The 26,180-nt window shown below is 68.8% G+C and carries 22 protein-coding genes; 10 read left to right on the forward strand and 12 right to left on the reverse strand.

Annotated elements, in window-relative coordinates; genetic code table 11:
- Positions 1-450 precede the first annotated feature (450 nt).
- Positions 451-1,050, reverse strand: a complete 600-nt coding sequence (gene sod / locus J2744_RS07055) for a superoxide dismutase (RefSeq protein ID WP_209546082.1) — start codon at positions 1,048-1,050, stop codon at positions 451-453.
- A 202-nt stretch (positions 1,051-1,252) separates the two neighbouring features.
- On the opposite strand from sod, the gene J2744_RS07060 reads away from it, so the two are divergent.
- Positions 1,253-2,056 (forward strand): pirin family protein, encoded by an 804-nt coding sequence (locus J2744_RS07060; RefSeq protein ID WP_209546083.1) that lies wholly within the window; start codon positions 1,253-1,255, stop codon positions 2,054-2,056.
- Positions 2,057-2,120: 64 nt separating this feature from the next.
- Positions 2,121-2,870 carry a GNAT family N-acetyltransferase gene (locus J2744_RS07065; protein WP_209546084.1) on the forward strand — a complete coding sequence of 250 codons (750 nt, stop codon included), beginning with the start codon at positions 2,121-2,123 and terminating at the stop codon, positions 2,868-2,870.
- A gap of 31 nt (positions 2,871-2,901) precedes the next feature.
- Here J2744_RS07065 and J2744_RS07070 read toward each other — a convergent pair whose 3' ends face one another.
- Both J2744_RS07070 and J2744_RS07075 read right to left on the reverse strand, forming a co-directional pair.
- Positions 2,902-3,894, reverse strand: a complete 993-nt coding sequence (locus tag J2744_RS07070) for an NAD-dependent epimerase/dehydratase family protein (protein WP_209546086.1) — start codon at positions 3,892-3,894, stop codon at positions 2,902-2,904.
- Positions 3,895-3,975: 81 nt separating this feature from the next.
- Positions 3,976-4,116 (reverse strand): hypothetical protein, encoded by a 141-nt coding sequence (locus J2744_RS07075; protein ID WP_209546088.1) that lies wholly within the window; start codon positions 4,114-4,116, stop codon positions 3,976-3,978.
- Between the two features lie 79 nt (positions 4,117-4,195).
- Here J2744_RS07075 and J2744_RS07080 point away from each other — a divergent pair, with 79 nt between their 5' ends.
- Positions 4,196-4,678 (forward strand): zinc ribbon domain-containing protein, encoded by a 483-nt coding sequence (locus tag J2744_RS07080; protein ID WP_209546090.1) that lies wholly within the window; start codon positions 4,196-4,198, stop codon positions 4,676-4,678.
- Between the two features lie 33 nt (positions 4,679-4,711).
- Here J2744_RS07080 and J2744_RS07085 read toward each other — a convergent pair whose 3' ends face one another.
- Positions 4,712-7,210 carry a cbb3-type cytochrome c oxidase subunit I gene (locus J2744_RS07085; protein ID WP_209546092.1) on the reverse strand — a complete coding sequence of 833 codons (2,499 nt, stop codon included), beginning with the start codon at positions 7,208-7,210 and terminating at the stop codon, positions 4,712-4,714.
- The gene (coxB, locus tag J2744_RS07090) at positions 7,207-7,983 is read right to left on the reverse strand and encodes a cytochrome c oxidase subunit II (protein WP_209546094.1); all 777 of its coding nucleotides are present in this window, start codon (positions 7,981-7,983) and stop codon (positions 7,207-7,209) included. Before coxB ends, J2744_RS07085 begins: the two co-directional genes overlap by 4 nt.
- A gap of 252 nt (positions 7,984-8,235) precedes the next feature.
- Here coxB and J2744_RS07095 point away from each other — a divergent pair, with 252 nt between their 5' ends.
- On the forward strand, positions 8,236-8,658 hold the full coding sequence (locus J2744_RS07095; protein WP_209546465.1) for a hypothetical protein: 423 nt from the start codon (positions 8,236-8,238) through the stop codon (positions 8,656-8,658).
- 58 nt (positions 8,659-8,716) lie between these two features.
- On the opposite strand, the gene J2744_RS07100 is transcribed toward J2744_RS07095, so the two are convergent.
- Complete coding sequence (locus J2744_RS07100; protein ID WP_209546096.1) at positions 8,717-11,215, reverse strand: efflux RND transporter permease subunit; 2,499 nt, start codon at positions 11,213-11,215, stop codon at positions 8,717-8,719.
- Positions 11,216-11,275: 60 nt separating this feature from the next.
- Complete coding sequence (locus J2744_RS07105) at positions 11,276-12,988, reverse strand: COG1361 S-layer family protein (RefSeq protein ID WP_209546098.1); 1,713 nt, start codon at positions 12,986-12,988, stop codon at positions 11,276-11,278.
- A 166-nt stretch (positions 12,989-13,154) separates the two neighbouring features.
- Between J2744_RS07105 and J2744_RS07110 the strand changes: the two genes are divergently transcribed.
- Entirely contained in the window at positions 13,155-13,886 is a 732-nt protein-coding gene (locus J2744_RS07110; RefSeq protein WP_209546100.1) for a TetR/AcrR family transcriptional regulator, read from the forward strand.
- 15 nt (positions 13,887-13,901) lie between these two features.
- Here J2744_RS07110 and J2744_RS07115 read toward each other — a convergent pair whose 3' ends face one another.
- Positions 13,902-14,603, reverse strand: coding sequence for an HD domain-containing protein (locus J2744_RS07115; protein ID WP_209546101.1), 702 nt, complete (start codon positions 14,601-14,603; stop codon positions 13,902-13,904).
- A 172-nt stretch (positions 14,604-14,775) separates the two neighbouring features.
- On the opposite strand from J2744_RS07115, the gene J2744_RS07120 reads away from it, so the two are divergent.
- A complete protein-coding gene (locus tag J2744_RS07120) occupies positions 14,776-15,696 on the forward strand; it encodes a cation diffusion facilitator family transporter (RefSeq protein WP_209546102.1) in 921 nt (306 codons plus the stop codon).
- Between the two features lie 90 nt (positions 15,697-15,786).
- Entirely contained in the window at positions 15,787-16,497 is a 711-nt protein-coding gene (locus J2744_RS07125) for a YqjF family protein (RefSeq protein WP_209546103.1), read from the forward strand.
- Positions 16,498-17,030: 533 nt separating this feature from the next.
- Here the strand turns inward: J2744_RS07125 and J2744_RS07130 are convergent.
- Positions 17,031-18,320 (reverse strand): Glu/Leu/Phe/Val family dehydrogenase, encoded by a 1,290-nt coding sequence (locus tag J2744_RS07130; RefSeq protein WP_209546104.1) that lies wholly within the window; start codon positions 18,318-18,320, stop codon positions 17,031-17,033.
- A 169-nt stretch (positions 18,321-18,489) separates the two neighbouring features.
- Between J2744_RS07130 and J2744_RS07135 the strand changes: the two genes are divergently transcribed.
- Positions 18,490-18,954: a PH domain-containing protein gene (locus J2744_RS07135; protein ID WP_209546107.1), complete on the forward strand. Its 465-nt coding sequence runs from the start codon at positions 18,490-18,492 to the stop codon at positions 18,952-18,954.
- Positions 18,951-20,933: a PH domain-containing protein gene (locus J2744_RS07140; protein ID WP_209546109.1), complete on the forward strand. Its 1,983-nt coding sequence runs from the start codon at positions 18,951-18,953 to the stop codon at positions 20,931-20,933. Before J2744_RS07135 ends, J2744_RS07140 begins: the two co-directional genes overlap by 4 nt.
- 18 nt (positions 20,934-20,951) lie before the next feature.
- On the opposite strand, the gene J2744_RS07145 is transcribed toward J2744_RS07140, so the two are convergent.
- Positions 20,952-22,142 (reverse strand): acyl-CoA dehydrogenase family protein, encoded by a 1,191-nt coding sequence (locus J2744_RS07145; RefSeq protein WP_209546111.1) that lies wholly within the window; start codon positions 22,140-22,142, stop codon positions 20,952-20,954.
- 177 nt (positions 22,143-22,319) lie between these two features.
- Here J2744_RS07145 and J2744_RS07150 point away from each other — a divergent pair, with 177 nt between their 5' ends.
- Positions 22,320-23,381: a phytoene/squalene synthase family protein gene (locus tag J2744_RS07150; RefSeq protein ID WP_209546113.1), complete on the forward strand. Its 1,062-nt coding sequence runs from the start codon at positions 22,320-22,322 to the stop codon at positions 23,379-23,381.
- A gap of 53 nt (positions 23,382-23,434) precedes the next feature.
- Here J2744_RS07150 and J2744_RS07155 read toward each other — a convergent pair whose 3' ends face one another.
- Positions 23,435-25,435: a DEAD/DEAH box helicase gene (locus J2744_RS07155; protein ID WP_209546115.1), complete on the reverse strand. Its 2,001-nt coding sequence runs from the start codon at positions 25,433-25,435 to the stop codon at positions 23,435-23,437.
- Positions 25,436-25,524: 89 nt separating this feature from the next.
- Positions 25,525-26,112 carry a HalX domain-containing protein gene (locus J2744_RS07160; RefSeq protein ID WP_209546117.1) on the reverse strand — a complete coding sequence of 196 codons (588 nt, stop codon included), beginning with the start codon at positions 26,110-26,112 and terminating at the stop codon, positions 25,525-25,527.
- Positions 26,113-26,180: the final 68 nt, after the last annotated feature.

Below are 26,180 nucleotides of genomic sequence, written 5' to 3' on the forward strand. Positions count from 1 at the left end.
GGTTGTCGGGGGCGGCTCGCGCCGCCAGCGACGAGGCTGGGGAGGCGTGAGGTGCGGTCGCTGTGCGGGGCGGGACTCAAAGGGGCAGCCGGGAGGGTGGCGTAGGCGACGCAAGCACCGTAGGGAGCGAACGGAGTGAGCGACCGAGGAGCACAGCGAGCGTACGCCACCCTCCCGGCTGGGGCTTTGGAGGTGTTCGCCGTCGATCTACAATCAGTCATTTATAAGCGAGCGTCTGGGGCTTTGGGGATGCTCACCACCGGCCTGCTGACTACCATTTATATGAGAACAGCCGTTTCGAGCGGAAGCTCTCGGAAAAAGCGGCGTGCGAAGGCCGAAGAGAGAGAAAGAGGCCGCCGCGGCTGCCCACAGTCCCGCTCCGTCGCCGGCGGCCGGGCGCGAGGAGCGTGGAACCGGCGTCTCGGACGCGTGACGCGTCCGATTACCCGATTACTCGAATAGCTCGACGGCCTGCTCGAAGCGGGCGGACGGCTCCTCCCAGTCGACGACCTCGAAGAAGTTGTCGACGAACTCGCCGCGGGCCGGGCCGTAGTCGTGGTAGTAGGAGTGCTCCCAGACGTCCAGCGCGAGCACCGGGTGCCCGCCCCAGATAGCGCCCTGGTCGTGCTTGTCGACCACGACGTTACGGAGCTGGTTCGAGAACGTGTCGTACACCAGAAGCGCCCACCCGCTCGCCGCGGAGGCCGCCGCCTCGAACTCGCCCTTCCAGGCCTCGTACGAGCCGAAGTCCTCCTCGATGCGGTCCGCGAGGGCGCCTTCCGGCTCGGCGCCGCCCTCGGGCGACATGCTCTGCCAGAACAGGTCGTGGAGGATGTGGCCCGAGGAGTTGTGGGTCACGTTGCGGATGGCGCCGCCCGACGACGAGAAGTCGCCCGCGTCGCGGTTCGCTTCGAGCGTCTCTTCGGCCGAGTTCCAGCCGTTGACGTACCCCTGATGGTGGGTGTCGTGATGCCATTCGAGCACCTGCTCGGAGAGGTGCGGTTCCAGCGCGTCGTACTCGTACGGAAGCGGATCGAGTTCGTAGCTCATTGTTGCGTCTCACCGTACTCGCGCCACGGGTAAGAAGATTCTCTGTAACGCGTTCCAGTAAACTATCTGTATGGTCTGTAGTACCGTAGAAACGTATGGAAAGACTACCAAACGTCTTTCTCTGAAAATACAGTACAGAAAGTGATTATTTCTTAGTTCCGTAATCGTGATGCTTATCGGCTGTGGTCGGCTCCGTTCGAACGTGACTGAAAACGAGTCGAGCGCGACCCGGACGGCGCCCCGCTCGGGCCAGACCGTCCGCCACGGCACCGGGGTGAACTCGAATCGAGCGTTCCCGACCGAGGCGCACCCGCAGCACCTCGATCCGTTCGTCCTCTTCGAGCGGTTCTACATCGAGCCGAACGAGGGGTTCCCGATGCACCCGCACCGCGGGTTCGAGATCGTCTCGTACATGATCGAGGGCGGCATGGACCACGAGGACAGCCTCGGCGTGACGAACACCGCCCGCGAGAACGAGGCGATGCACATCACGACCGGCGGCGGGATCCGGCACTCCGAGTTCCCTGCCGACGGCGCCGGCTGTAACGGACTCCAGCTCTGGGTGAACCTGCCGCGCGAGGACAAGGAGATGGATCCCGACTACACGGACGCCGCGGCCGACGAGCTTCCGACCGAGGCGGTCGACGGCGCGACGGTCACCACGGTCGTCGGAGAGAGATCGCCGCTGTCGACGCACACGCCGCTGGAGTACCTCGACGTCGAGGTCACCGACTCGTGGCGGTGGTCGATTCCGGACGGCTGGACCGGCTTCCTCTACGCCGTGGACGGCGCGGGGACGGTGAGCACCGGTGGGGCGGCGAACGGCGACGGAACGGAGCACGTCGGGAGGACCGACCGCGGAGACCCGATCGCCGAAGGCGACGTGCTTCCGGTGACGGAGACCGAGACCGTCGACGTCAGCACCGATGACTCGCTCCGCGCGGTCGCGGTCTCGGGGCGTCCCCACGGCGAGCCGATCGATCAGCGCGGCCCGTTCGTCCGCTGAGACTCGCCGGGTCGCGGCGAGAACGCCGACCGAGTTTTTTGTAGTCGGGGTGAGATCTACCCGCATGGATCTACGCGCCGCAACAGCCGCGGACATCGACGCGGTCCGCTCGGTCGCCCGCGAGTCGCTCGTGGCCTCGTACGGACACGCCGTCGACGAGGAACTGTTGGACGAGGCCGTCGAGGAGTGGTACGACGCCGGCGACCTCGGCGAGGACGTCAACGACGACGACGCGGTGTTCCCCGTCGCCCTCGTGGACGGGGTCGTCGTCGGCTTCGCGGAGAGCTACGTGGTCGGGCGCCGCGAGCGCGTCGGCGAGATCGACTGGCTCCACGTCCACCCCGACCACAGGGGGTCGGGAATCGGCTCCGCCTTACTCGAACGCGTCGAGTCCGCCCTCCGCTCGGCGGACGTCGACCGGATCGAGGCGCGCGTCCTCGCCGACAACGAGGCGGGGACGGAGTTCTACGAGCGCGAGGGGTACGAGCTCGCGGGCGAGCGCGACGTCGACATCGTCGGCGAGACGTTCGCTGAACGAGAGTACCGGAAGCAGGTCGGGCGGCTCAGGGGCATCTCCGAGGCGACGTACCAGACCGAGGAGGGTGAGACGGTCCACGTCGCGTTCGACGAGAGCGACCGCGGGTCGCAGGCGCCGTTCTACGTCGCGTACGCCGACCCGGACCACGAGCGGCGGTACGGCTACCTCTGTGGCAACTGCGAGGGAACCGACGTCGCGATCGACACGATGGACCGGATGGAGTGTCGCGGCTGCGGGAACCGACGGAAGCCGGCGCGGTGGGACGCGGCGTACTGACGCGAACCGACCGCCGGGGGAACGCCCCTTCTCAGAGCGTTTCTTTCACGCCGATAACGCGTTCCTCGGCCTCGCGGCCGGGGTCCCACTCGCTCCCGTCGCGGTCCGACTCTCGGTGTTCCTCGACGGTCCGCGCCATCGCCTCGTCGACCGGCGTGGACTCCCAGCCGAGGTCGGCGAGCGCACAGGTGTCGAGCAGGTGCGGATACTCGCGGTAGAGGGTGAACTCGTCGGGTTCGAGTCCGCCGGCCGCGAGCGCGTCGTCGCTCGCCGGGACGATCTCGCAGTCGACCCCGCCTGCGTCGGCGATCGCCTCCAGCGTCTCCCGGAGGGTGAGCGCGCGCCGGTCGCCGACGTTGTACGCCGTCCCCGGTTCGCCGCGCTCGGCGACGATCCGCAGCGCGCTCGCGACGTCCTCGACGTACGCCCGGTGCCAGAGGTTCTGTCCGTCGCCCGGGACCACCACGCGGTCGTAGGTGAGCACGCGGTCGATCCAGTAGTCGAGCCGCTCCGTGTAGTCGTGCGGCCCGTAGACGATACACGGGCGGACCGCCATCGCCGAAACGCCCTCCTCGGCGGCCGCGAACACCGCGCGGTCGCCCTCGGCCTTGCGGTTGCCGTACGTCTCGTGGGAGTCGTCGGTCGCCTGCGCGTCGGTACACGGCTCCAGCGGCGTCTCCCCCTCCCGTTTGGGGATCTCCTCGGCGGCGTAGCTGGACCCCGACGAGATGTACACGTAGCCGTCGACGTCGGCGAATACCTCCGTGGCGGTCTCCACGTCGGCCGGCTGGTAGGCGACGCAGTCGATCACGACGTCGGGTTCGACCGACAGCTTCGCGGCGCGTAACGCGGTCTCGTCGTTCCGGTCGCCCTCGACGTGAGTGACCCGGTCGTCGTCAGCGAAGGGGTTCTCGTGGTTTCCTCGGTTGAATATCGCGACCGCGTAGTCGTGTGCCAGCAGTTCCTCGACCGTGTGTCGGCCGATAAAGCGCGTGCCGCCGACGACGAGCGCAGTGTCTGTCATACCCGAGATCGAACGAGCGAGGTGAAAAGCGTGGCCGAATCGGAAGGCGAGTCGGTCGCTGACGACGCGGACGGCCGCCGCCTACTCGTCGTCCCGCGGCCCGTCGCCGCGCCACCGCCGGTACAGGAGGTACGCGACGCCGAGACCGATACCCCAGGTTCCGACGCCGAACACCGCGATCGCGACTCCGCCGAGGAACTCGCCGGTCGGCAGGCCGAACATACCCGAGTTGGGTGCGTCCGCCACATAAACGCTCCGAGAGAGGGGTAGCTTCTCGGGGCGTGAGACCGTACGGTCGGCCATGGCAGACCGCTCCCTGCGGCGACCCTGGCTCGCCGCCCTGCTCGCGCTCGTCGTCTCCGGACTCGGCCACGCGTACCTCCGTCGGTGGGCCCGCGCGCTCGGCTGGTACCTGGCGGTCACCGCGGCGGTCGTCGTGTTCGTTCCCGACGCCGCGATCTCCGCCGCGTTCACCGGGAACCCCCCGCCGCTCCGCGATATCGCGCCCGCCGCGGCGGTCGTCGGGGCCAGCGTGATCGACGCGTACGTCGTGGCCCGCCGGAACAACCGGGAGTACGAGCGGGAACGCGACGCGGCGCGCGCGACCGACCCGGCGGACGCGGGCGTCGATCCCGACGCCGCGTCCGCGGAAACGTCGGCGGACGAAGGAACTCCGGCGGCCGCGGAGACGATCCGCTGTCCGGAGTGCGGCAAAGAGACCGATCCGACGTTCGACTTCTGTCAGTGGTGCGCGGAGCCGCTCGGAGAGGACGACGCGTCGTAAGTGCGAAACAAAAGATCCGGGCCGCGAACCGCCTCAGAAGAGGTAGAACAGCGGGAAGATGAACACCCAGACGATGTCCACGAAGTGCCAGTAGAGACCGAAGTACTCGATCGGCCGCTCGTCGTCGAGGTAGTGGCCCTGGTACGCCCTGACGAACAGGAAGATGGCGATCACGAGACCCAGCAGCACGTGGATCCCGTGAAGCCCGGTCGTGACGTAGTAGATCGACGCCTGGATCGGGTCGCCGTGGGCGTTCGCCGAGATGGTCACGCCGCGGTCGAATATCTCGTGGTTCCACTCCCACAGCTTGATCGCCATGAACGTGAACCCGAGCAGGATTGTCGCGCCGAGCGTCGCGAGGAGTCCCTGCCGGCTCTTGCGGCGGGCGGCGACCAGCGCTAAGATCACGGTGAACGAGGACGTGATCAGCACGAAGGTGTTGATGAGTCCCGGCAGCGACTCGGTCAGCGGCGACCAGCTCATCCAGCCCGCGTTGTAGCGGACGAAGACCGCGGCCGAGATGAACGCCCCGAAGACGATCACGTCGGAGGCCAGGAAGAACCACATCCCCAGCTTCACCTTCTCGACGCCGTTGAACGGCCAACGCTCGGCGAACTCGGACGGGGGCGCGTAGAAGTCTTCGAGACCCCACTTCACGCCGGTGTAGAGCAGACCGACGATACCGAGGAGTATCGCGATCGGGTACAACGCGTTCGAGACGGTGACGGCGCTCTGCGCCGCCGTCTCGCCCAGCTGGACGGTGACCGAGTCGGCGAAGCCGGAGAAGCCGAACAGCGTGACGCCGAGCGCCAGCGAGAGCGCGAACGGCCAGATGCTCGCGTGGCTCGGGTGTTTGTCCCAGTAGGGGTACTCCGAGATGTGCGCCGAGTGGCTGTCGCCGCCGTCAGTGGCGACGTCGCCGTTGTCGTCGGTCTTCATCGCGGGACCGCCGTCCGGCACGTAGTCTTTCACGAACTCCAGCTTCCCGGAGGCGTACGACGGCCGGTTCGGCCAGTTCTCGAGCGGTGGGGGCGAGGAGATCGCCCACTCCGCCGTCCGCGAGTAGTCCCACGGGTTGTCGCCGGCCGGCTCGCCGGAGACGTAGGACTTCGCGAAGTTGTAGAACATGATGAAGAAGGACAAGCCGAGCACGAAGGCGCCGATCGTCCCGAACTGGTGGTAGATCTGGAACTCGGGGTTGTACTCGAACACCCGACGGGGGGTCTCCCAGCCGAGGAACATCGAGAAGTAGACGGCGTTGAAGCCGATGAAGAACACCACGAAGTGGAGCTTCCCGAGCAGCTCGTCGTACATCTTCCCCGTGATCTTCGGGAACCAGTAGTAGGCCCCGCCGAACAGCGCCGTCGCGCCGCCGAACATCACGTAGTGGAAGTGCGCGACCACCCAGTAGGTGCCGCGGAACTCGTAGTCGAGCACGATGGCGCCGAGGAAGACGCCCGTGATGCCGCCGAGGATGAACAGCAGCAGCGCGCCGAACGCGAACAGGAACGGCGTGGTGAACTGTATCCGCCCCTTGATCAGCGTGTAGATCAGCGCGAAGACGACCAGGTCGAAGGGGAGCGATATCCCGATGGTCGTCGCCATCATCAGCGTCTTGATCTCCAGGTTGATCGTCGTCAGGAACATGTGGTGCATCCACACGAGGAACGACTGGACGGCGATCAGACAGATGGCGATGATCACCCACTTCCGGCCGACGAGCCGCCGCCCGGAGAACGTCTGGAACAGCTCCAGCATGACGCCGAGCGCCGGGAAGAAGACGATGTACACCTCCGGGTGACCGAAGAACCAGAACAGGTGACCCCACAGCAGGGACCCGCCTTCGGTCGCGGAGAAGTAGACGCTCCCGAGGACGCGGTCGGCCGCGAGGATGAGTCCGACCGCGAGCAGCGCGGCGAACGCGAACAGCATCATCCACACGGTCGCGAGCATCGACCACGTGAACATCGGCATGTCCATGATCCCCATCCCCTCCGCGCGGGAGTGGTGGATGGAGGTGAGGAAGTTCACCGTCGACGCCGTCGTACCGGTGACGAACATCGCGAGCGCGAGCACCGCGCCGGTCGACCCGATGCTCGGCGTGTACATCGGCACGTTGAGCGGGGCGTATATCGTCCACCCCGCCGAGAGCGTGCCGCCCTGGAAGAAGCTGATCGCGAGCAGGACGCCCGAGAACAGGTACAGCCAGTAGGACAAGGCGTTGAGCCGCGGGAACGCGAGGTCGTCCGCGCCGATCTGAAGCGGCACGAAGTAGTTCGCGAACCCGAACGCGAACGGCGAGAGGAACCAGAACACCATGATCAGCCCGTGGGCGGTGACGGCCTCGTTGTACGCCAGTCCGGAGAGGATCTGGCTCGTCGGGTCCCACAGCTGGAGGCGGATGAGCAGCGCCATCACGCCGCCGAACAGCAGGAAGAACAGCGCGGTGATCGTGTACAGGATGCCGATGTCCTTGTGATTGGTCGTGACGAACCACCGCTTGACGGAGGTCGTCGGCGGGAGTCCGCTCATGCGCTCACCCCGCTCGCAGCGGTGAGTCCGGCACCGGGAGCCTCGATACTGGCGCTCTCGGAGCTGTTACCGGTGCTGTTGTACCACTCTTGCCACTCGTCTTCCGGGATGACCGTGATCTGTCCCTCCATTGCGGAGTGACCCGAACCGCACAACTCGAAGCACTCGACGCGGTACGTCGCCTCCCCGCCTTGTGCCTCGACATCCTCGGAGCTCACCGTGAACCAGGTCTCGCTGTGATCTCCGGGGATGGCGTCGGACTTTATCCGTAAGTCCGACGAGCCGAAGTTGTGCCACACGTCTCTCGACGTGATGTTGAGGTCGACCCGCTGGTCGGCCGGCACGATCAGTTCACCCCGTTCGGTGTGCCCGTTCGGGTACTCGTAGGCCCACCCGTACTGGTAGCCTTCGACCATGATCTCGATGTCGCCCTCGTCGCCGGTGTCCGGTCCCTGCTCGACGTAGAGGAGCAGCCCGTACGCGTACACGACGAGGCTGATGACGACGATCGCGCTCAACCCGAACGAGAGGAAGAGCTTCTTCGCTTTCGGACCGCCCTGTCCCGTCGGGAGCTCGCCCACGACCGGCGCGTCGAACTCCTCGTCCGACCGATTGCCGTCGTCGCGGTACTTGTACACGTTCCACAGCGTGTACGACACGACGATGGTGCCGACGAGGGTACCGAGCGCGAGGAAGACGAAGAAAATCTCGTCGAAGATCTCCGCCTGTGCGCGCCAGTCGTTCCCCTGTTGTAGGATAACTGGATCTATCATGTTCGTCTGTCTGCTCTTGTACCTCCCTTAGCGATGGCACACTTATCTCTTGTGTAGCGGGGCGAACGATCGGGAGTCGAGGACCCGATTTCCCCACCCGAACCAGCTCCCGCGAGTCGCCTCCCGGAACCCGGAGCCGGGAGCGCCGAAAGCGGGGCGAAGCACGGCGCGTCGAAGGGTATTTGTACGCGCGAACGGAGGCCCTAACAACGGATATCCATGACATCACTCAGCCTCTTGAGCACGGGTCTGATGGGCCTACTCGTCGCCGCCACGTTCATCGCAGTCGCCGAGATCGGGGGAAAGCGGTCCGCCCCCGGGGGTACCGAGGCGGACGGACGCTACGAGGCGACCGTCGCGACGCTCGGCGAGATCGTTCGGACGCCGGTCGTGTGGGCGATTTCGTTCGTCGGCGTCACCGTACTGGTCGGCGGGAGCATCCTCCTCGGCGTCGGCAGCTTCGGCCTCCCCGAGGGGCTCGCCGGCACGCTGGTGACCGTCGCGTACCTGCTCGTCGGGCTGCTGCTCGTCGGCTTCGTCTTCCTCGGCGCGTACTTCGCGACGCGGAGCCGCGGACTCGGGAACGCGCACGGCGTCGCCGCCGGGACCCTCGCGACCGGCGCCGCGTTCCTCGTCCTCGTCAGCGCTCAGCTGCTCGTCGGCGTCGTCGGCTGAACCGACCCGTCGCCTTTTCCTCGACGACTGCTACAGAGAGCCGAACATAGTGCCGCCGTCAGCGCCCGCTCTCGGCGCCGGATCCCCGGAGTCCGTCGTCGAGACCGAGTCCGACCAGCCCGCCGTACCGGTCCCACACGACGACGAGCGACGGGACGAGCAGGATCGAACAGAGGTAGGCGTAGAACACGCCCAGCGCGAGCAGGACCCCGAAGTCCCGAAGCAGGGGGATCACCGCGAGCCACAGGACCCCCAGCCCGGAGACCGTCGTGAGCATGCTGCCGGTGAGCGCGCCGCCCGTCCCGGCGATGGTGACGTCGAGCGCCTCGTCAATGGGAAGGCCCGACTTGTACTCGTCGACGAACCGGTGGACGAAGTGGACGGTGTAGTCGACGCCGAGTCCGATGGAGACGGAGAGTATCGGCGCGTTGATCGGCGTCAGCGGAATCGAGAACAGCCGCATCGATCCGACGAGCAACCCGACCGTGACGAGGACGGGAACGAGGTTCAGGAGGCCGTACACCGCCTTCCCTTCGAGGTACGCGTACGACAGCGCTAAGAACAGCGCCGTGAGTCCGAAGGCGGCGAACAGGCTCCGGATCGCCGACTCCGTCAACAGGTCGATCACCGCCTCGTTGACGACGAGGGAGCCGGTCGGCACGGCTTCGAGCGGGGTGCGCTCGGCGAGGCCGCGCACGTCGGCGACCGCCTCGGAGTTGTCGACGCCCGGCTCGATCGTGTAGTCGATCCGCGCGCTGCCGCGGTCGGCGGCCACGTAGCCGCGCGCCTGCCCCCCCGCGGAAGAGTCGAGCAGCGCGTCGTACACCTCGTCGACGTTCCGGTCCGGCACGCCGTTGCCGAGGCGGTCGTTGCGCTCGACCAGCGCCGCGAACTCGGGGTCCTGCGCCGCCCGGTCGTCGATCACGGTGACGACGCTCGTCGCCTGCGCGCGCCGCTCGTCGGTCGTCGCGAAGGTGTCCGGCGGGTTCCGCGTCGTCCGGTCGATCAGCTCCAAGGCGTCGTCGTCTCTGACCGACTGGTCGATATACAGCGTCACCGACCCCACGAAGTCCTGTTCGAACTCCTCTTCGAAGAGGTTCAACACGTCGAGGAACGTGTAGTCGGTCGGCGCGAACGGCTCCGGGAGGTCGGCGTACGTCTCCAGTCGGTCTTGGTCGGGGAAGAACGCCTCCTCCGAGAACTCCGTGTTCACGCCGGTGCCGTAGGCGCCGCCGACCGCGCCGCCGACGAGGAGGAGGGCGACGACGGCGACCGGGGCGATCCGCGAGAGGTCGACGCCGACGCGGAGGACGCGGGCGAGCCGCGACCCGCCCGACCCGAGCGCGCTCGTGCCGAACTCGGGGATCGGGAGCCCCTCCCGCCACCGGTCGGAGAGCACCTTCGCCGCCGGGAGGTAGACGCCGAATATCACCAGCGTGAAGACGATCCCGGCGGCCGCGACGATCCCGAAGTCGCGGTTGGGGTCGAACGGGCTCACCACGTTGGAGACCAGCCCGAACACCGTGGTGATCGTCACGAGCAGGAAGGCGATGAGCAGCTGATCGGTCGTGGTCCGCATCGACGTCTCGATCCCCGTCCCAGTCGCTCGCTCCTCGCGATAGCGGTTGACGATGTGGATCCCGAAGTCGATCCCGACCGCGAGCAGGAGCGGGAAGACGGTCACGAGCGAGTCCGAGAACGGGATCCCGGCGTAGCCCATGAAGCCGAACGTCCACAGGAGCGACAGGAGCAGCGCCGAGAGTCCGATCGCCATGTCGAACGGATCGCGGTACGAGAAGATCAGGAATCCGACGATCAGGATTAGCGCCGCCGGGAAGACGATGATCGCGGTGTCGGTCAACAGCGAGGTGATCTCCGACTGGAGGACGCCGTCGCCGAAGAGGATCGCGTTCTCGCCGGCCTCGTTGCCCGGGACGGAGTCGACGACGTCGACGCTGCGGGTCTGAAGCTCAGTGACCCGCGCCGTCGTCGCCGCGTCCGGCAGGTCGTAGGAGATCCCCACGATGGCCGTGTCGGCCGCCTGCGCGGTGGGGTTGTAGTCGACGGACACCTGCGCCGCGATCGCCCCGGCCGCGTCGGCCTCGGAGATGGCCGTCCGCAGTTCGGCGGGCGTCGCCTCCGCCACGGCGTCGCGCCGCTCGGCCGCGTTCGCCGCGTCCGGATCCAGCTGTCGCGCGATCGCGTCCGCGTGGCTCGACGTCGACGCGACCCGGAGCGTCGAGCGCGACTCCAGCCGGTGTTGGGTCTCCAAGGTCCGGATCAGCGCGTCGCGAGCGAGCACGTTGTCGTCGGAGACGATCACCTGCGCCGACGTCGCGGAGCCGCCGATCGACGTCTCGAACTCCTCGTCGATCTCGTCGAGCGCCTGCTGTGCGGGGATGTCCTGGGTGAACTGGTCCGCGCCCGCGCTCGTCTCGATACCCGTCAGGCCGCCCGCGAAGGCGACGGTGACGAGCAGGAAGACCGCGATCACCGCCAGCGGCCGCTCCGTGACGACGCGGTCGATCCGCTCGATGACGCGGTCGGCCGCGGTCACCGGCGCCCCGCTGTCCGGCGTGCCGTCGCTCGGCGTTCAGTGGCGTGTCCCGTCATCTGATCACCGCCGTCGGTACCAGACGGCGCCGCCGACCGCGGCGACAACGAGCAGGACGACGACGGCGATCAGTCCGGTCGGCGCGCCCCCGTCGTCGACGGCGGCGGTCACGGACACCGGGACCTGCGTGACGTCCGAGATGCGGTCGTTGCCCCGCTCGTCGTCGTACCGGAAGTCGAGTTCGATCGGGTGGTCCTCGACGCTCGCGCCCGGCGCGGCCGACACCTCGAACCAGATCTCCTCGGACTCGCCGGGCTCCAGCTCGTCGACGAACGCCTCGTCGTTGACCGCCGTCAGCGGGCTGTCGGCGTAGAGACCGGCGTTGATCGACGACAGCGTCTCCGGCCGCCGGTTCGTGATCTCCACGTCGATCCGCGTGGTCTCGCCGGCCGAGACCGTGGCGTTGTCGACGGCGAGATCGAACTCGGGCTGTCGCGGCGCGACCTCGACGCGGCGGGTCTCTTCGACGGCGACCGTCGCGTCGCCGCTGTCGTACTCGGTCGTGAAGCGGAACTGCCGCGGCCCGGGGTCCGCGCTCCCGCTCACGTCGGCGTCGAACGAGAACTCCGCGGACTCGCCCGCCGGGATCGTCGGGAGCGCGTACCGGCTCTCGCCGAGGCTCACGCGGTTGCTCCCGGAGTCGGCGACGAGGACCGCGTTCTCGACGTCGAGCGGTCCCTCGTTGGTGATCGTGCCGGAGACCGTCCCGGAGTAGCCGACTTCGAGCGTCCCGGAGACATCGTCCAGGGAGAACGCCTGCTCGCGGATCGGGACGACGCCGGCGCGCGCGGCGGCCGCGGTCGCGTCGACCCCGTTCGGGTCGCGGTAGTCGACGGTCGAGGAGAGCGCGTACGCGCCGCCGCCGAACGCCTCGCCGACCGACGAGTCGAACGTCACCGTCCGGTTCTCGCCGGGCGACCAGTCGCCGACGAACGACTGACCGCCGCCCTCGCCGGACCCGAGCCGGACCCCCGGGCTGGTCGTCGTTCCGGAGACGACTGCGTCGCGGGCGGTCTCATCGCCGACGTTCGACATCGTGACGGTCACGTCGCCGCCGCCGCCGACCTGCGCGTCGGTGTCGGTCTCCAGCACCGCGAAGCGCGCGCCGTCGTCGACGACGATGGTCAGGTCGAAGTCGTCGATCCCCCGGCGGTCCTTGTGGTCGTTGAACTCGGGGATGACCTCGAAGGTGTACCGGTAGCGGGCCGTCGCCTCCACCTCGTACCTGCCGTCGGGCACGTCGTCGGGCACGGTCACGTCGAGGGGGACGGAGACGGGGCTCGCGGAGGTCGGCACGTCGCCGACCGGTATCTTGCCGTCCTCAACGTCGACCGGTACGTCGCCGTCGTCGACTTCGAGGGTGAGCCCGCGGGCGGTGGTCACCCGGGAGTCAAGCTGGTTGCCGATCTCCATCTCGCCGGTGTTGATGATGTCGACGGTCACCGTCGACTCGGCGCCGCTGGGCACCGACCGCTGCGAGACGAACAGATCCAGCACCGGCGACCCGCGGATCTGTCTGGGGGTCGGGTCGGACTCCGTCTGCGCGACGGCGCCGTCTGCGATCGGGCCGTCGACCCCCGAGAGCGCGGCGGAGCCGCCGCCGGAGGCGCCCCCAGCGCTCGGCGCCGCGGCGCCGGCGAGCGAGACGCCGACGAGGAGCGCGCTCGCGGCGACGACGGCGAGCGCGACGGTCGCGAGCCGCGTCGACCGACTCATCGATCCCCTCCAGCGGTCCCGCGGGCGGAGCTGGTCGGCGGCGCCGACCGGCCGTACCGTGACGCGTCGAAACGAGTCATACGGTCCGCTCGGTCTCCCGAGGAATAAGCGTGTTGAATGAACGTTCAATCAGGGGCCATATATAGCGCACTCGTCTACGCGACGTATGAACGACCCGTTCGCGGAGCCGTCGGACACCCGACAGGCGATCCTCGGCGCGGCGTTCCGCGCGCTCTGTGAACACGGGTACGCGAACGTCACGATCCAGCGGATCGGCGACGAGTTCGACAAGAGTCCCTCGCTGGTGTATCACCACTACGACGGGAAAGACGACCTGCTGATCGATCTGTTGGGGTTCCTGCTCGACGAGTTCGAGGCGTCCATCGCCGACGGGGCCGTCGCAGAGCCGTCGGAAGGAGACGACGCGGCCGCGAGGGTGGGGACCGAGATAGCCCCGGAGGAGGCGTTCGATCGCTCGGCGCGCGACCAGCTCGACGGCTACCTCACGGCCGCGGTCGATCCCGCGTCGCTCGACGAGGAGTACGCCCCCGACGCGCGGTTCGTCACGGTGATGACCGAACTCCGGTCGCAGGCCGGCAGCGACGAGGCGTACCGCGAACACTTCGACCGCAGCGACCGCGTCTTCGGCGAGTACCTCAAGCGACTCGTCCGCGAGGCGGCGGCCGACGCGTCCCGCGACGGCGCCGAGGGGACGAACGGCGACCGCTCCGTCGCCGCGTCGGAAGTCGCGTCGACGCTCCAGACGTTCGCCACCGGAGCGATGTTCCGGTGGACGACGACGAACGAGAAGTCGTGGGTCGCGGAGTCGCGGGGCGGGATCGACCGATACCTGGAAGCGATGCTGCCGCTCGTCGAGACGACCGGTTCGGGGGAGTAGCGGGCCGAGGCGCCGTCAGCGGTCCGTGACGCCCTCGGCGTCCATCCGGGAGACCTCCTCTTCGAGCCACTCGCGGAGCCACTTCACGCGCTTGATGCGCTGGTGGGCGATGCCCTCGGCGGTGTCGGAGACGACGCGATCCGTGTGGTCGTACGCGCGCTGGAGCACGCGGTCGACCATCTTCGCGGCGTCCATGTGCGTGCGCGACTCGTAGCCCATCCGCAACAGCATGAGGACGGCGCCGTTGGCGCCGACCTTGTCGAGCACGTCGGCCTCGATCAGACACCGGCTTTCGAGGGGCACGTCGGCGAGGTCGCCGGTGTAGGAGTGATCGACGACCGCCCCGCACACCTCCTCGATGAACGACTCCGGGTAGTTGCCGCGGCTCTGGAGGTACTCGCGGGTGACGCGCGCGCCGGCCTCCGCGTGAACGTCCTGTTCGGCCTCCAGCTTGGCGACGTCGTGGAAGACGGCGGCGACGCGGACCACGTCGACGTCGGCGCCCTCGGCCTCGGCGATTTCGGTCGCGAGGTCGACGACGTTGAGGATGTGGTTGAAGCGGTACGACGACGAGTGCCAGGGGTACCAGCGCATGCGTCCGCCGTCGTCCTCGCCCTCGACGCTGGCCGCGAGGTAGTCGCGGACGAACCCCTTCATCTCCTCGAAATCCTCGTCGCTCACCTCCGTTTCCTTAATTTCGACGCCCACCGGGACCACCTCGGGCGAAAAGATCGTGATTCATTACCGTAGCCGAGGAGCGTTTCGGTCTTAGGCGTTACGACGGAGTCTCCCGCCGGAGACGGCCGGCGGGGACGGTCGCCGTCGGGCGGCGAGGCGAGATTCGACGCGACGCGAGACCCTTAACAGGGTCCGGGGCGCACCGAACTCTATGTTGAGCCCCTTCGGGGACGGCGACCGCGCCCGGTTCCAGCGGGCGGCGGCGGTGAACGTCGCCGGCAACGCGGTGAAGATCGCGGTCGAGGGGGCGGCGGGGCTCGCGTTCGGCAGCGTCGCGCTGGTGGCCGACGCCGCCCACTCCGTCGCCGACCTCGTCGCCAGCGCGGTCGTGTTCGTCTGGGGGGGATCGCGGTACGAGAGCGCCGACGAGACGCATCCGCACGGCCACCAGCGGATCGAGCCGCTGACGGCGCTGCTCGTCGGCGCGACCATCGTCGTCCTCGGGCTCCTCCTGTTGCGCGAGTCGGTCCTCGGGCTGCTCGGGACGCACAGTCCGCCTCAGAAGAGCCTCCTCCTCGTCGCCGCGCTGCTGTTCGCGATGGCGGACATGTACCTGCTGTACTGGTACACGGAGCTGGTGAACGCCGACCTCGGCTCGACGGCGCTCGCCGCGCTCGCGGTCGACTGCCTCAACGATATCTACACCACGATCGCGGCGCTCGTCGGCGTGTTCGGCGTGTTCCTCGACGTCCCGATCCTCGACCCGATCGCCGGCGCGCTCGTCAGCGTCCTCGTCGTCTATCAGGGGATCGAGATCGGCCGCGAGAACGTCACCTACCTCGTCGGGGGCGCCCCGCCGGCGGGCGACCGCGAGCGCGTCGTCGCCGCGCTCCGCGAGAACCCCGCGGTCGAGGGGGTCCACGACCTCACCGTGTTCTACGACGGGACCGACCTGGAGGTCGAGGTCCACGTCGAGGTCGACGGGGAGATGACGCTCCGGGAGGCCCACGACGTAGAGACGGAGCTCGTCACGAGCCTCCGCGCACTGGAGGACGTCGGCGACGTCCACGTCCACCTCGACCCCTCCGGACTCGGCGAGTGGAAGGACGCCGAAGACCGGGGCGGCGAGTAGAACGGAGAGATCCGTGCGAGCGAGGAGACGGAGACGAACGAGGGAGTCGCCCGGCGTGCGGGTTAACTCGCCGGCGCCCCTACCGATGGCATGTTCAAGCGGGGCTGGCTGAAGATGACGTGGCGCGACGCGCTGTTCTGTCACTGGCCCGTCGATCCCGCCGTCGTCTCCGCCACGCTCCCCGACCGGCTCTCGGTCGCCACCCACCGAGACGACGCGTACCTGAGCGTCGTCGCCTTCGTGATGGACGACATCCGTCCGCGCGGGGCGCCCGTCGGGCTCTCGTTCCCGGAGCTCAACCTCCGGACCTACGTCGAGGGGCCCGACGGTCCGGGCATCTACTTCTACAACCTCGACGCGGACGACCGGATCGGCGTCGCGGCCGCGCGGCGACTGTTCGCGCTCCCGTACTACCGCGCGGCGATGGACGTGTCTCGCCCCGAGACCACCGATCGTTCGGCAAGCGCGGGCGGCCCCGTTCGGTTCACCAGCCGCCGGACCCACCCCGGCGTTCCCCACGTGCGGTTCGACGCGACCTACGAGCCGACGGGCGAGGCGTTCGCCGCCGAGCCGGGGTCGCTCGACGCGTTTCTCGCCGAGAACTACCGGTTCTACGCCGCGGGGAACCAGCTGTACTGCGGGGAGATCACCCACGACCCGTGGAGGCTCCGGGAGGCGACCGTCGACCTCCGGGCGAACACCCTGTTCGAGGCGAACGGGTTCGACCGGCCCGACGGCGACCCGCTCGCCCGCTACGCGGAGCCGATCGAGGTGGGCGCGGACCGGATTCGATCGGTCTGACGAACGGTATTTAAACGATTGCGAGCGACTGCGACGATGACTTATAAAGAGCGGTGCGGTGGCGCGCCCCGGTGAGCGGCCCGGAGGGCCGCGAACCGACGGTGCGAGGGAGTCGGTCGCCCGGAGCGAAGCGGAGGGCGACCGACGAGGCTGGGGAGGCGTGAGGTGCTGTGCGGGGCGGGACTCAAAGGGGCAGCCGCGAGGGCGAAGGCGCGCGACGTAAGCACCGAGGGAGCGAACGGAGTGAGCGACCGAGGCGCGCAGCGAGCGCACCGAGCCCTCGCGGCTGGGGCTTTGGAGGTGTTCGCCGTCGATCTCCGGTCAATCATTTATACCCGAGCGGCTGGGGCTTTGGAGGTGTTCGCCGTCGATCCGAGGCCGTTCATTCATAAGTGAGGGGCTAGGGATTTGGAGGTCCGCACCGCTTCGTCTGTCACTTATAAATAGCCGGCACCGGCACCAAGATTTCACTTATAAACAACCGCTCAGTCGTCTAGATAAACGCACTCCCGCGATCGCTCGTCGCTCGCCGTCTACGGGAACAGCCCGCGGTACTCGTGGGCCTTCGCCGTGCGCTCCAAGGCGAGCGTGTACGCGGCGGTCCGCAGGTCGGGGAGCTGCTTGGCGTCGTACTGCTCGATGGTCTTGTCGAACGCGTCGCCGATGCGGCGCTCCAACTCGGCGTTGACCGTCTCCAGCGGCCACGAGAACTCCTGGGCGTTCTGGACCCACTCCAGGTACGAGACGATGACCCCGCCCGCGTTCGCGAGGATGTCCGGCACGACCTGGATGTCGCGCTCGGTGAGCGCCTTGTCGGCGGCGACCGTCGTCGGGCCGTTGGCGGCCTCGACGATCGCGGACGCTCGGAGGTCGTCGACGTTGTCCGCGGTGATCACGCCCTCGACGGCGGCCGGGATGAGCACGTCGACGTCGAGGGTCAAAAGCTCCGCGTTGGTGATCGCATCCGGGTCGTCCCAGCTGGAGCCGTCCGCGTTCCCCCGGTACTCGCCCGCGACGTACTCCTCGATCAGCCCGCCGGCGTCGACGTGGGCGCCGAGCGCCGCCACGTCGAGTCCGTCGGGATCGTAGGCCGCGCCCGACACGTCGGAGGTCGCGACCACGTTGGCGCCCGACTCGTCGAGGAGCCGGGCCGCGTTCGACCCGACGTTTCCGAATCCCTGGATCGCGATCGACGCGTCCGAGAGGTCGCGGTCGAGGTACTCGAAGAGCCGCTCGGTCACGAGCGAGACGCCGCGACCCGTGGCCTCGACGCGGCCGGGCGTCCCGCCGATCTCCAGCGGCTTGCCCGTGACGACCTGCGGGATGGAGTGCCCCTCGTACATCGAATAGGTGTCCATCATCCACGCCATCGTCTGCGGGTTCGTGTTCATGTCCGGCGCGGGCACGTCGGTCTCGGGACCGATCATCCGGCGGATCCCTTCGGTGTACCGACGAGTGAGGCTCTCCAGGTCGTTCTGGGTGAGCTCCTTCGGCTCGCAGATCACGCCGCCCTTCGCGCCGCCGTACGGGAGATCGACCAGCGCGGTCTTCCAGGTCATCCACCCGGCGAGCGCCTCGACCTCGCGCTGGGTGACCGACGGGTGGAACCGGACGCCGCCCTTGAACGGTCCGCGGGCGCTGTCGAACTGACAGCGGTACCCCTCGAACACCTCGACCTCGCCGGAGTCCAACTCGACCGGGAGCGTGACCTTGAGCGTGCGCTCCGGGTGTTTGAGCCGCTCGAAGATACTGTGGTCCACGTCTGCGTACTCCTCGGCGCGGTCCATCTGGGCGAGCATGTTCTCGAACGGATCGTCGGTCATGGCCGGCACGACTCGACCACGGGTGATATCGGTTTCGGCAAGTATCGCCATCGGGAGACAATATACATCATGATTTTTTCTCTTTTTCTCGACCGTTTCCGGCCGGACTTATACGTCGGGACCGTCAATCGCCGTTCATGACACACGGACGCGCGACGGGGGACCGTCGATGACGGCACAGACGCTCCACCCCCGAGTCCAGATCGTGTGGGTCCTCCGCGCGGTGCTCCTCTCGGCGCTGATCACCGCCCCGTTCGTCGGCGGCGTGTACCTCGAGTACCTCCCGCAGTGGGCGCCGGTCGCCGTGGGGGCCGTGGTCCTGACGCTCACGATCGCGCACGCGCTGCTCCGCTACCGGCGCTGGAGCTACGAGATCCGCGAGGACGCGATCTACCTCGACCGCGGCGTGATCACGCAGGTGAGGACCACGGTGCCGCTGGTGCGGATCCAGCACGTCGACTCCCGGCGCGGCCCGATCGAGCGGACCGCCGGACTCGCCTCCTGCGTGGTGTACACGGCGGGATCGCGGGGCGCGGACGTGCGGATTCCGGGACTCACGCCGGACGGCGCGAGCGACCTCCGCGAGGAGCTGAAGCGGCTGGCGATCCGCGCCGACGGGGAGGACGCGGTGTGAAGCTAGCGCCGCAGTCGGTCCCGTACCGCGCGCTCCAGAAGGCGGCCGGGACCGCCGTCGCGCTGTTCGTCATCGTGAACAGCGGCGGGTTCGGACTCCCGCTGGCGGTCGGCGGAGGCGCCGCGATCCTCGTCGCGATGTTCGCCTACGAGGCCGCGTACTACCGCCGGTTCGAGTACGTCCTCACCGAGGACACGCTCGACATCTCCTCCGGCGTCATCTCTCGGCGCGAGCGGGAGATCCCGTACCGCCGGATCCAGAACGTCGACGTGAGCCGGGGGGTGATCCAGCGCGCGATCGGCGTCGCCGCGGTCGACTTAGAGACCGCCGGCGGCTCCAGCACGGAGGGGTCGATCCGATACGTCACGCCCGACGAGGCGACCCGGATCCAGCGGGAGGTCCAGCGCCGGAAGTCCGACGCGAACCGCCCGGACGACGCCGGCGAGGGGACGGCGACCAGCGTCGACGCGGTCGACCGCGGCCGCGAGGACGCGTTCGCTCCGGACGAAGAGGAGCTGTTCGCCATCTCGCCCGGCGAACTCGCCCTGGTCGGGGCGCTGTCGTTCGACGGGCGCCTGATCGGACTCCTGGCGTTCCTCAGCTCCGGGTCGTTCCCGGTGCTGTCGAGCTTCCTGCCGGAGACGTCGGCCGCCGCGCTGACCGCGACGGCGATCGTCGGGGTCGCCGCCCTCTTCCTCGCGTCGTGGCTCATCGGCGCGGGCGTCGCCTTCTCGAACTACTACGGGTTCCGGCTCTCCCGTGCCGGCGACGAACTGCGCTACGAGCGCGGCCTGTTCCGCCGGTACAGCGGGTCGATCCCGACCGAGAAGGTCCAGACGCTGCGGATCACGGACAACCCGGCAAAGCGGGCGCTCGGGTACGCGAGCCTCTCCATCGAGACCGCGGGCTACGCCCCCGGGCAAGGTGGCGAGTCCGGCAACCAGTCCGCCGTGCCGATCGCGGCGACCGACCGGGTCTACCGGCTCGCACACGAGATCGAGTCGTTCGGGACGCCCGAGTTCGAACGCCCGCCAAAGCGGATCCGGTGGCGGTACGTCGTCCGGTACGCGATGGTCGTCGGCGCCCTCACGGGGATCGCGTACGCCGTGAACTGGTACGTCGCGGCGCCGCTCCCCTGGTACGGGGTCGCCGCGCTCCTCCTCGCCGTGCCCCCCGCGGCGCACCTGAAGTGGAAACACCGCGGCTACTGGCTCGGCGAGGACCACCTGCTCACGCGGAACGGGTTCTGGGGTCGGACCGTCGCCGTCGTCCCGTACTACCGGATCCAGAACGTGATCGACAGCCGGACCGTGTTCCAGCGCCGGTGGGGCGTCGCGACGATCGTCGCCGACACGGCGGGGACCGGGTCGCTGACCGGGAGCGACGCCGCCGCGGTCGACTTCGAAATCGAGGAGGCCGAGGCGCTGAAGGAGACGCTCACCGAGCGACTCGCGACCGCCGTCGCGGAGCGGCGCAGTGAGGAGAGCGACCGCTTCGAGTGGATCGACGAGGACGGCGGCCGGGACGAGCGCGCCGACCGCGACGAGAACGTCGACCGCGACGAGAACGTCGACCGCGACGAGAACGTCGACCGCGACGAGGACACCGAGAGCGCCGGAGTCGACGCGGAACCGGACACGACGCCAGAAGGGACGAGAACCGACGAGGCGTCGACCGACGACGCGACGACCAACGAGGCGTCGACCGACGACGCGGCGCCCGACGACGAGCCCGACATCCCGGACGACGGCGTCGTCCGCCCCGACTTCTCGCCGGGCGACCGCGACTACTCGGAGCCGGCGGACCGGATCGACACCGGCGGATACGCGGTCGACCAGAACCCCTCGGACGCCGACGTCGCTCACGGCCCCGGATTCGACGACGAGAGCGACGGCGGAGCGGCGAACGGCGACCGCGACGAAGACGAGACGAACGGCGACCGCACCGCCGACAGCGACGACGGCGATCCGAGAGCCTGACCCCTCCGGGCTGCGGCCCTACTCGTCGAGCAGCTGCTGTGCGATCGTGTTGCGCAGCACTTCGCTCGTTCCCTCGTATATCTCGGAGAGCTTCGCGTCGCGGTAGAAGCGCTCGGCCGGGAAGTCCTTGGTGTAGCCGTAGCCGCCGTGGATCTGGATCCCCTCGTTGGCGACCTCGCGGGCGATCTCCGAGGCGTACAGCTTCGCCTGCGCGGCCTCCTTGATGTAGTCCTCGTCGCGGATCTTCAGGTCGGCCGCCTCGTGCATCAGCAGCTCCGCGGCGCGCGCCTTCGTGTCCATGCCCGCGAGCTTGTGCTGGATCGCCTGGAAGTCGGCGATGGGGCGGTCGAACTGCTCGCGCTCTTGGGCGTAGTCCTTCGCCTCGTCGAGCGCGGCGCGCGCGATGCCGACCGACCGGGCCGCGATCGTGATCCGCCCGCCGTTGAGCGTCTTGAGGGCTTGGACGAACCCCTCGCCCTCCTCGCCGAGCAGCCGATCCTCGGGGATCCACATGTCGTCGAACCGCAGCTCGGCGGTCGGACACCCCTTGTCGCCGAGCTTGTCCTCGGTCCCCTCGACGACGAACCCGTCGTCCTCCTCGGGGCGCACGACGAACGACGAGATGCCCTTCCGGCCCGCGTCCGGGTCGGTCTTCGCGAAGAGGGTGACCGTGTCCGCGACGGAGCCGTTCGAGATCCAGAGCTTCCCACCGTTGACGAGGTAGCCGTCGCCGTCGCGCTCCGCGGCGACGCCGCTCCGTTCCGAGGCGCTTCGCGCCTCGCGCTCCGCGGCGGTCGACATCGCGGGCACGTCCGAGCCGGCCTCGGCCTCGGAGAGCGCGAACGCGCCGATGTCGTCGGCGGTGTTCAAGGCGGTGAGGTACTCCTCCTTCTGGGCCTCGTCGCCGAACTCGTACAGCATGTTGCCGGCCAGCGACGTGTGGGCGGCGACGACGGTGCCGAGTCCGCCGGAGCCGCGAGAGATCTCTTCGAGTCCGATCGCGTAGCTGTGGTAGTCGAGACCGGCGCCCTCGTACTCGACCGGGAACGGCATCCCCATGAGACCGAGATCGGCCATCTCGTCGACCAGGTCGGCGGGGAACTCGTCGTTCTCGTCGATCTCGGCCGCGCGCGGGACGACCTCCTCGTCGACGAACTCCGCGACGGTGTCGCGGATCTGGCGCTGCTCTTCGGTGAGCGTGAACTCCATATCGGGACGTTCGACCGGGCCGACTTAGCCGTTTTCACACGGTTGTACACGGGTCTCCGGTTCGTCGGCGCGAGCGGCGACGGGGTCGCCCGGTTTCGACGTCCCGACCGACGAGGAACGGCCGGCCGGCGTTCCACGAGGCTTTTTATGCGTTGTGCCGTAACGTCTGGCAACTGAATGAGCGGACGAGAACACGCCCCCGGCGAGGCCGACCTCGCGTGGTGTCACGAGGCGGTCCAAGGGGTCTCGCGGACCTTCGCGCTGACCGTCGACGTGCTGGAGGAACCGATGGCCTCCCAGATCTGCGTCGGCTACCTCCTCTGTCGCGTCGCCGACACGGTGGAGGACGCCGGCCACATCCCACCGGAAGCCCAGAGCGACGTGCTACGAACGTATCGGCGAGCGATCGACCCGGACGACGAGACCGACATCGGCGAGTTCCGCGAGGCGGTCGACGAGTGGCTGCCGGCGGAGCGCGACGACGACTGGACCGTGGTCGCGGAGGCGCCCACGATCGCCGCGACGTTCACGGAACTCGATCCGGAGGCGCAGGAGGCAATCGTCCCGCCGGTGTTGGAGATGGTCGACGGGATGGCGATGTTCGTCGACCGCCACGCCACCGAGGGCGGGCTCCGAATCGACGACCGCGACGAGTTAGAGCAGTACTGCTACTACGCGGCCGGCACCGTCGGCAACCTCATCACGAACCTGCTCACCCGCGGCGACATCGGCGAGGAGCGCGCGGAGCAGCTGCGCGAGACCGCGGAGGAGTTCGGTCTCCTCTTACAGCTGGTGAACGTCTCGAAGGACGTCTACGACGACTACACCGAGGAGAACAACGTCTACCTGCCTGCGGAGTGGCTCGAAGCGGAGGGCGTCGACCAGGAGCGCGTCGTCCACCCCGAGAACCGCGAGTCGTCCGCGCGCGTCGTCGACCGCACCGCCGACTACGCCCGGTCGTTCCTCGACGACGCGCAGGCGTACTTAGAGACGATGCCGCTCTCGAACGGGAACACGATGGAGGCGTGGACGGTGCCGTACCTGCTCGCGGTCGGCACCCTCCGCGAACTCGGGAGCCGCCCGGAGGACGCGCTCACCGAGACCGGCGTGAAGGTGTCCAGACAGGAGGTGTTCGCGGTGATGTCCGCCGCGAGCGACGTGGGCCGCGACTCGCTCGCGGAGCTGCGGCAGACGATCGCCCGGACCCCGTTCCACCGCGCGGTCGGTTCGGCCGACTGAGCCGGCACTGGTCGCCGTCCCTTTTTCCCGGCCCGGCTTTGCGGCCCCGCCGCTCACAGCCGCGACCGCGCCCGCGACACGGCCGGGACGCGCACGTCGATCGTCTCCCCGAGCGCCTCGGCCGCGCTCAGGAGCCACTCCGCGCGCTCGACCCGCGAATCGAGGTCGCCGGGACCGATCCGGTAGCGCTCGACCAGCTCCTCGACGGTCGCGCCGCCGATCCACTCGTCGAGGATGCGCGCCGTCTTCACGGACTCCAGCCACCCCTCGAAGTCGTCCGGCTCGGTCATGTCCGTGGTCAGGTGGGCGGCGTTGTTCCGCGCGAACCGGTAGATGTCGGCGCGCTCGGCGTTGCCGAGGTAGGTGTCTTGCATGTCCGGCGTGTCGCAGATCACCTCGAAGGCGGTGAGCGTCGTCGCGTCCGAGAGGTCCGCCGCCGCCCGGAGCCCGGCGACGATCGACTCGCCCGTCTCGGGGCGGACGTACTGCTTCGAGGTCGTCTCGCCGACCGCCGTCGCGACGAGCCGGTAGTCCTCGACCCCGCCCGTCTCCCGCGCGACCATGCCGGCCGCGACGAGGTCGTCGACCGCGACGGCGACCGCGTCGGCGAGGCCGCCGGCGCCCGTCTCCCGGGCGTAGAACGTCCCCTCGAAGACGTCGAGGATCTCGGTTTCGGTCGCCGCGAACCCGGTCGCGATCGCCGCGAGGACGTGCGTCCGGAGCGCGCCCGGGTCGGCGAGCTGCGACTCGACGGCCTCCGGCTCGCCCTCGACGTACCGCTCGCGCACCTCCTCCCGCGTGTCGGCGTCGGCGACGAGGACGGCTTCCCCGTGCGGGTCGAGTCCGGGGCGCCCCGCTCGGCCGCACATCTGGTGGACCTCGAGCGTCGGGATCCACGACATTCCACTCTCTCCGTAGCGTCGTTGGTCGCGGACGACGACGCGCCGCGCCGGGACGTTGACGCCGGCCGCCAGGGTAGGCGTGGCGCAGATACAGGCGACGTCGCGCTCGCGGAACGCCGACTCGACGACCGAGCGGTGGCCGGAGCGGAGCCCGGCGTGGTGGAACGCGACGCCGGCGCGCAGGCAGTCCGCGAGCTGTCGCCCGGTGAGCGTGCCGTCCACGTCGGTGACCTCGTCCGCCGCAGCCGCGGCCGCGTCCTCGATCCCGAGGTCCGCCGCGAGTCCGTCGTCCGCGAGCCGCTCCGCGAGGTCGACCGCCTCGCGACGGGAGCGGACGAACGCGAGACACTGGCCGCCGTCCGCGACCGCGTCGGCGACCAGCGCGGCCGTGACCTCGGTGGAGTCGGTCTCGTCGTCGACCCCACCGTCGGCCTCCGTCTCGTCGCGGTCGACGTCGCCGGCGGGATCCGAATCATTGGCGGCCGCGACGTCGACCGACAGAGCCGTTCCGTCGTCGAACGCGACCTCCCCGCCGACGGCGACGCCGGTCCGTAGCTCGACGGGACGCCAGCCGGACTCGACGAGGGCGGCGTCGAGCCAGTCTGCGATCGCCTCGGGGTTGTCGACGGTCGCCGACAGCGCGACCGTCTGGAGGTCGGGGTTCCGGCGCCGGAGCGTCGCCAGCGTCACTTCGAGGGTCGGCCCGCGGCGCTTCGCGCCGAGCAGGTGGACCTCGTCGACGACGACGCAGGCCAGATCGTCGACCCACGAGGCGCCGTTTCGGATCGCCGAGTCGACCTTCTCGCTCGTGGCGACGACGACGTCGTTGCCCGCGAACTCCTCGCCCGTCGCGTCGAAGTCGCCGGTGGAGATTCCGACCTCGACGCCGGGTAACGCCGCGAACGTCTCGTACTTCTCGCGGGCGAGCGCGCGGAGCGGACAGACGTACAGCCCGGGACCGTCCGCGGTCAACAGCGCCAGTTGGGCGACGAGCGTCTTCCCCGACGCGGTCGGCACCGCGGCGACGACGTCGGCGCCGTCGCAGACCCCCGCGTCGACCGCCGCGCGCTGCGGCGGGTACAGCTCGCGCACGCCGCGCTCGGCGAAGTGGTCGATAACTGACGGCGAAAGCGGCAGATCCCGGACGCGCATGTACCGCTCGTTCGGCTCGACCGGTGATAAAGAGTCGGCGATTACCCCCTCGAATTCCGGAACGCGCGCGCGTCGCGCAGCGGCGATCGCTACGCGTCGGTGTCGAAGTCCTGAAAGAGCTTCTCGTAGTCCTCGTCGTTAGTCGCGACCGCGTCGCGCGACTCGTCGGCCTGCTCGCGGAGCTCGGTAATCCGGTCGGTGAGCCGCTGGTACTCCTCGTTGTCCGCCAGATCGCTCGCGCTCTTCTCGGACTCCAACATCGCCTTCTTCGAGGTCAACGAGAACAGCTCTTGGACCTCCGAGTCGTACTCGCCGCGTCGCAGCAGCCCCTCGACCGTCTCTCGAAGGGTATCGCTCGTAACGGGCTTGACGAGGTAGTCGTCGAAGCCCATCTCCAGGATGTCGAAGTCCGGCTCGACGGCGGTGACCATCGCGACCCGGCAGTCGATACCGCGGTCGCGGACGGCCGTGAGGACCTCGTCGCCGGAGAGACCGGGCATCCGTCGATCGAGGAGGATCGCGTCGACCTCGTCGTCGGCCTCGTCCAGTTGATCGAGCGCCTCGTGGCCGCCGTACGCGGTTCGAACGCGGTACTCGTCGCCGAGCCAGGCGGCGTACAGATCGGCCAGATCGGGTTCGTCCTCGACCACGAGGACCAGCGGCGGTTGCTCACTCATGGATGACGGGAGCGAGGGGGTGTTCGCTCACACGTTTCGTCTCGCCGCTGGCTATATTAAAATACCTC

Source organism: Halorubrum trapanicum (genome assembly GCF_017873555.1).
Taxonomy (GTDB): domain Archaea; phylum Halobacteriota; class Halobacteria; order Halobacteriales; family Haloferacaceae; genus Halorubrum; species Halorubrum trapanicum.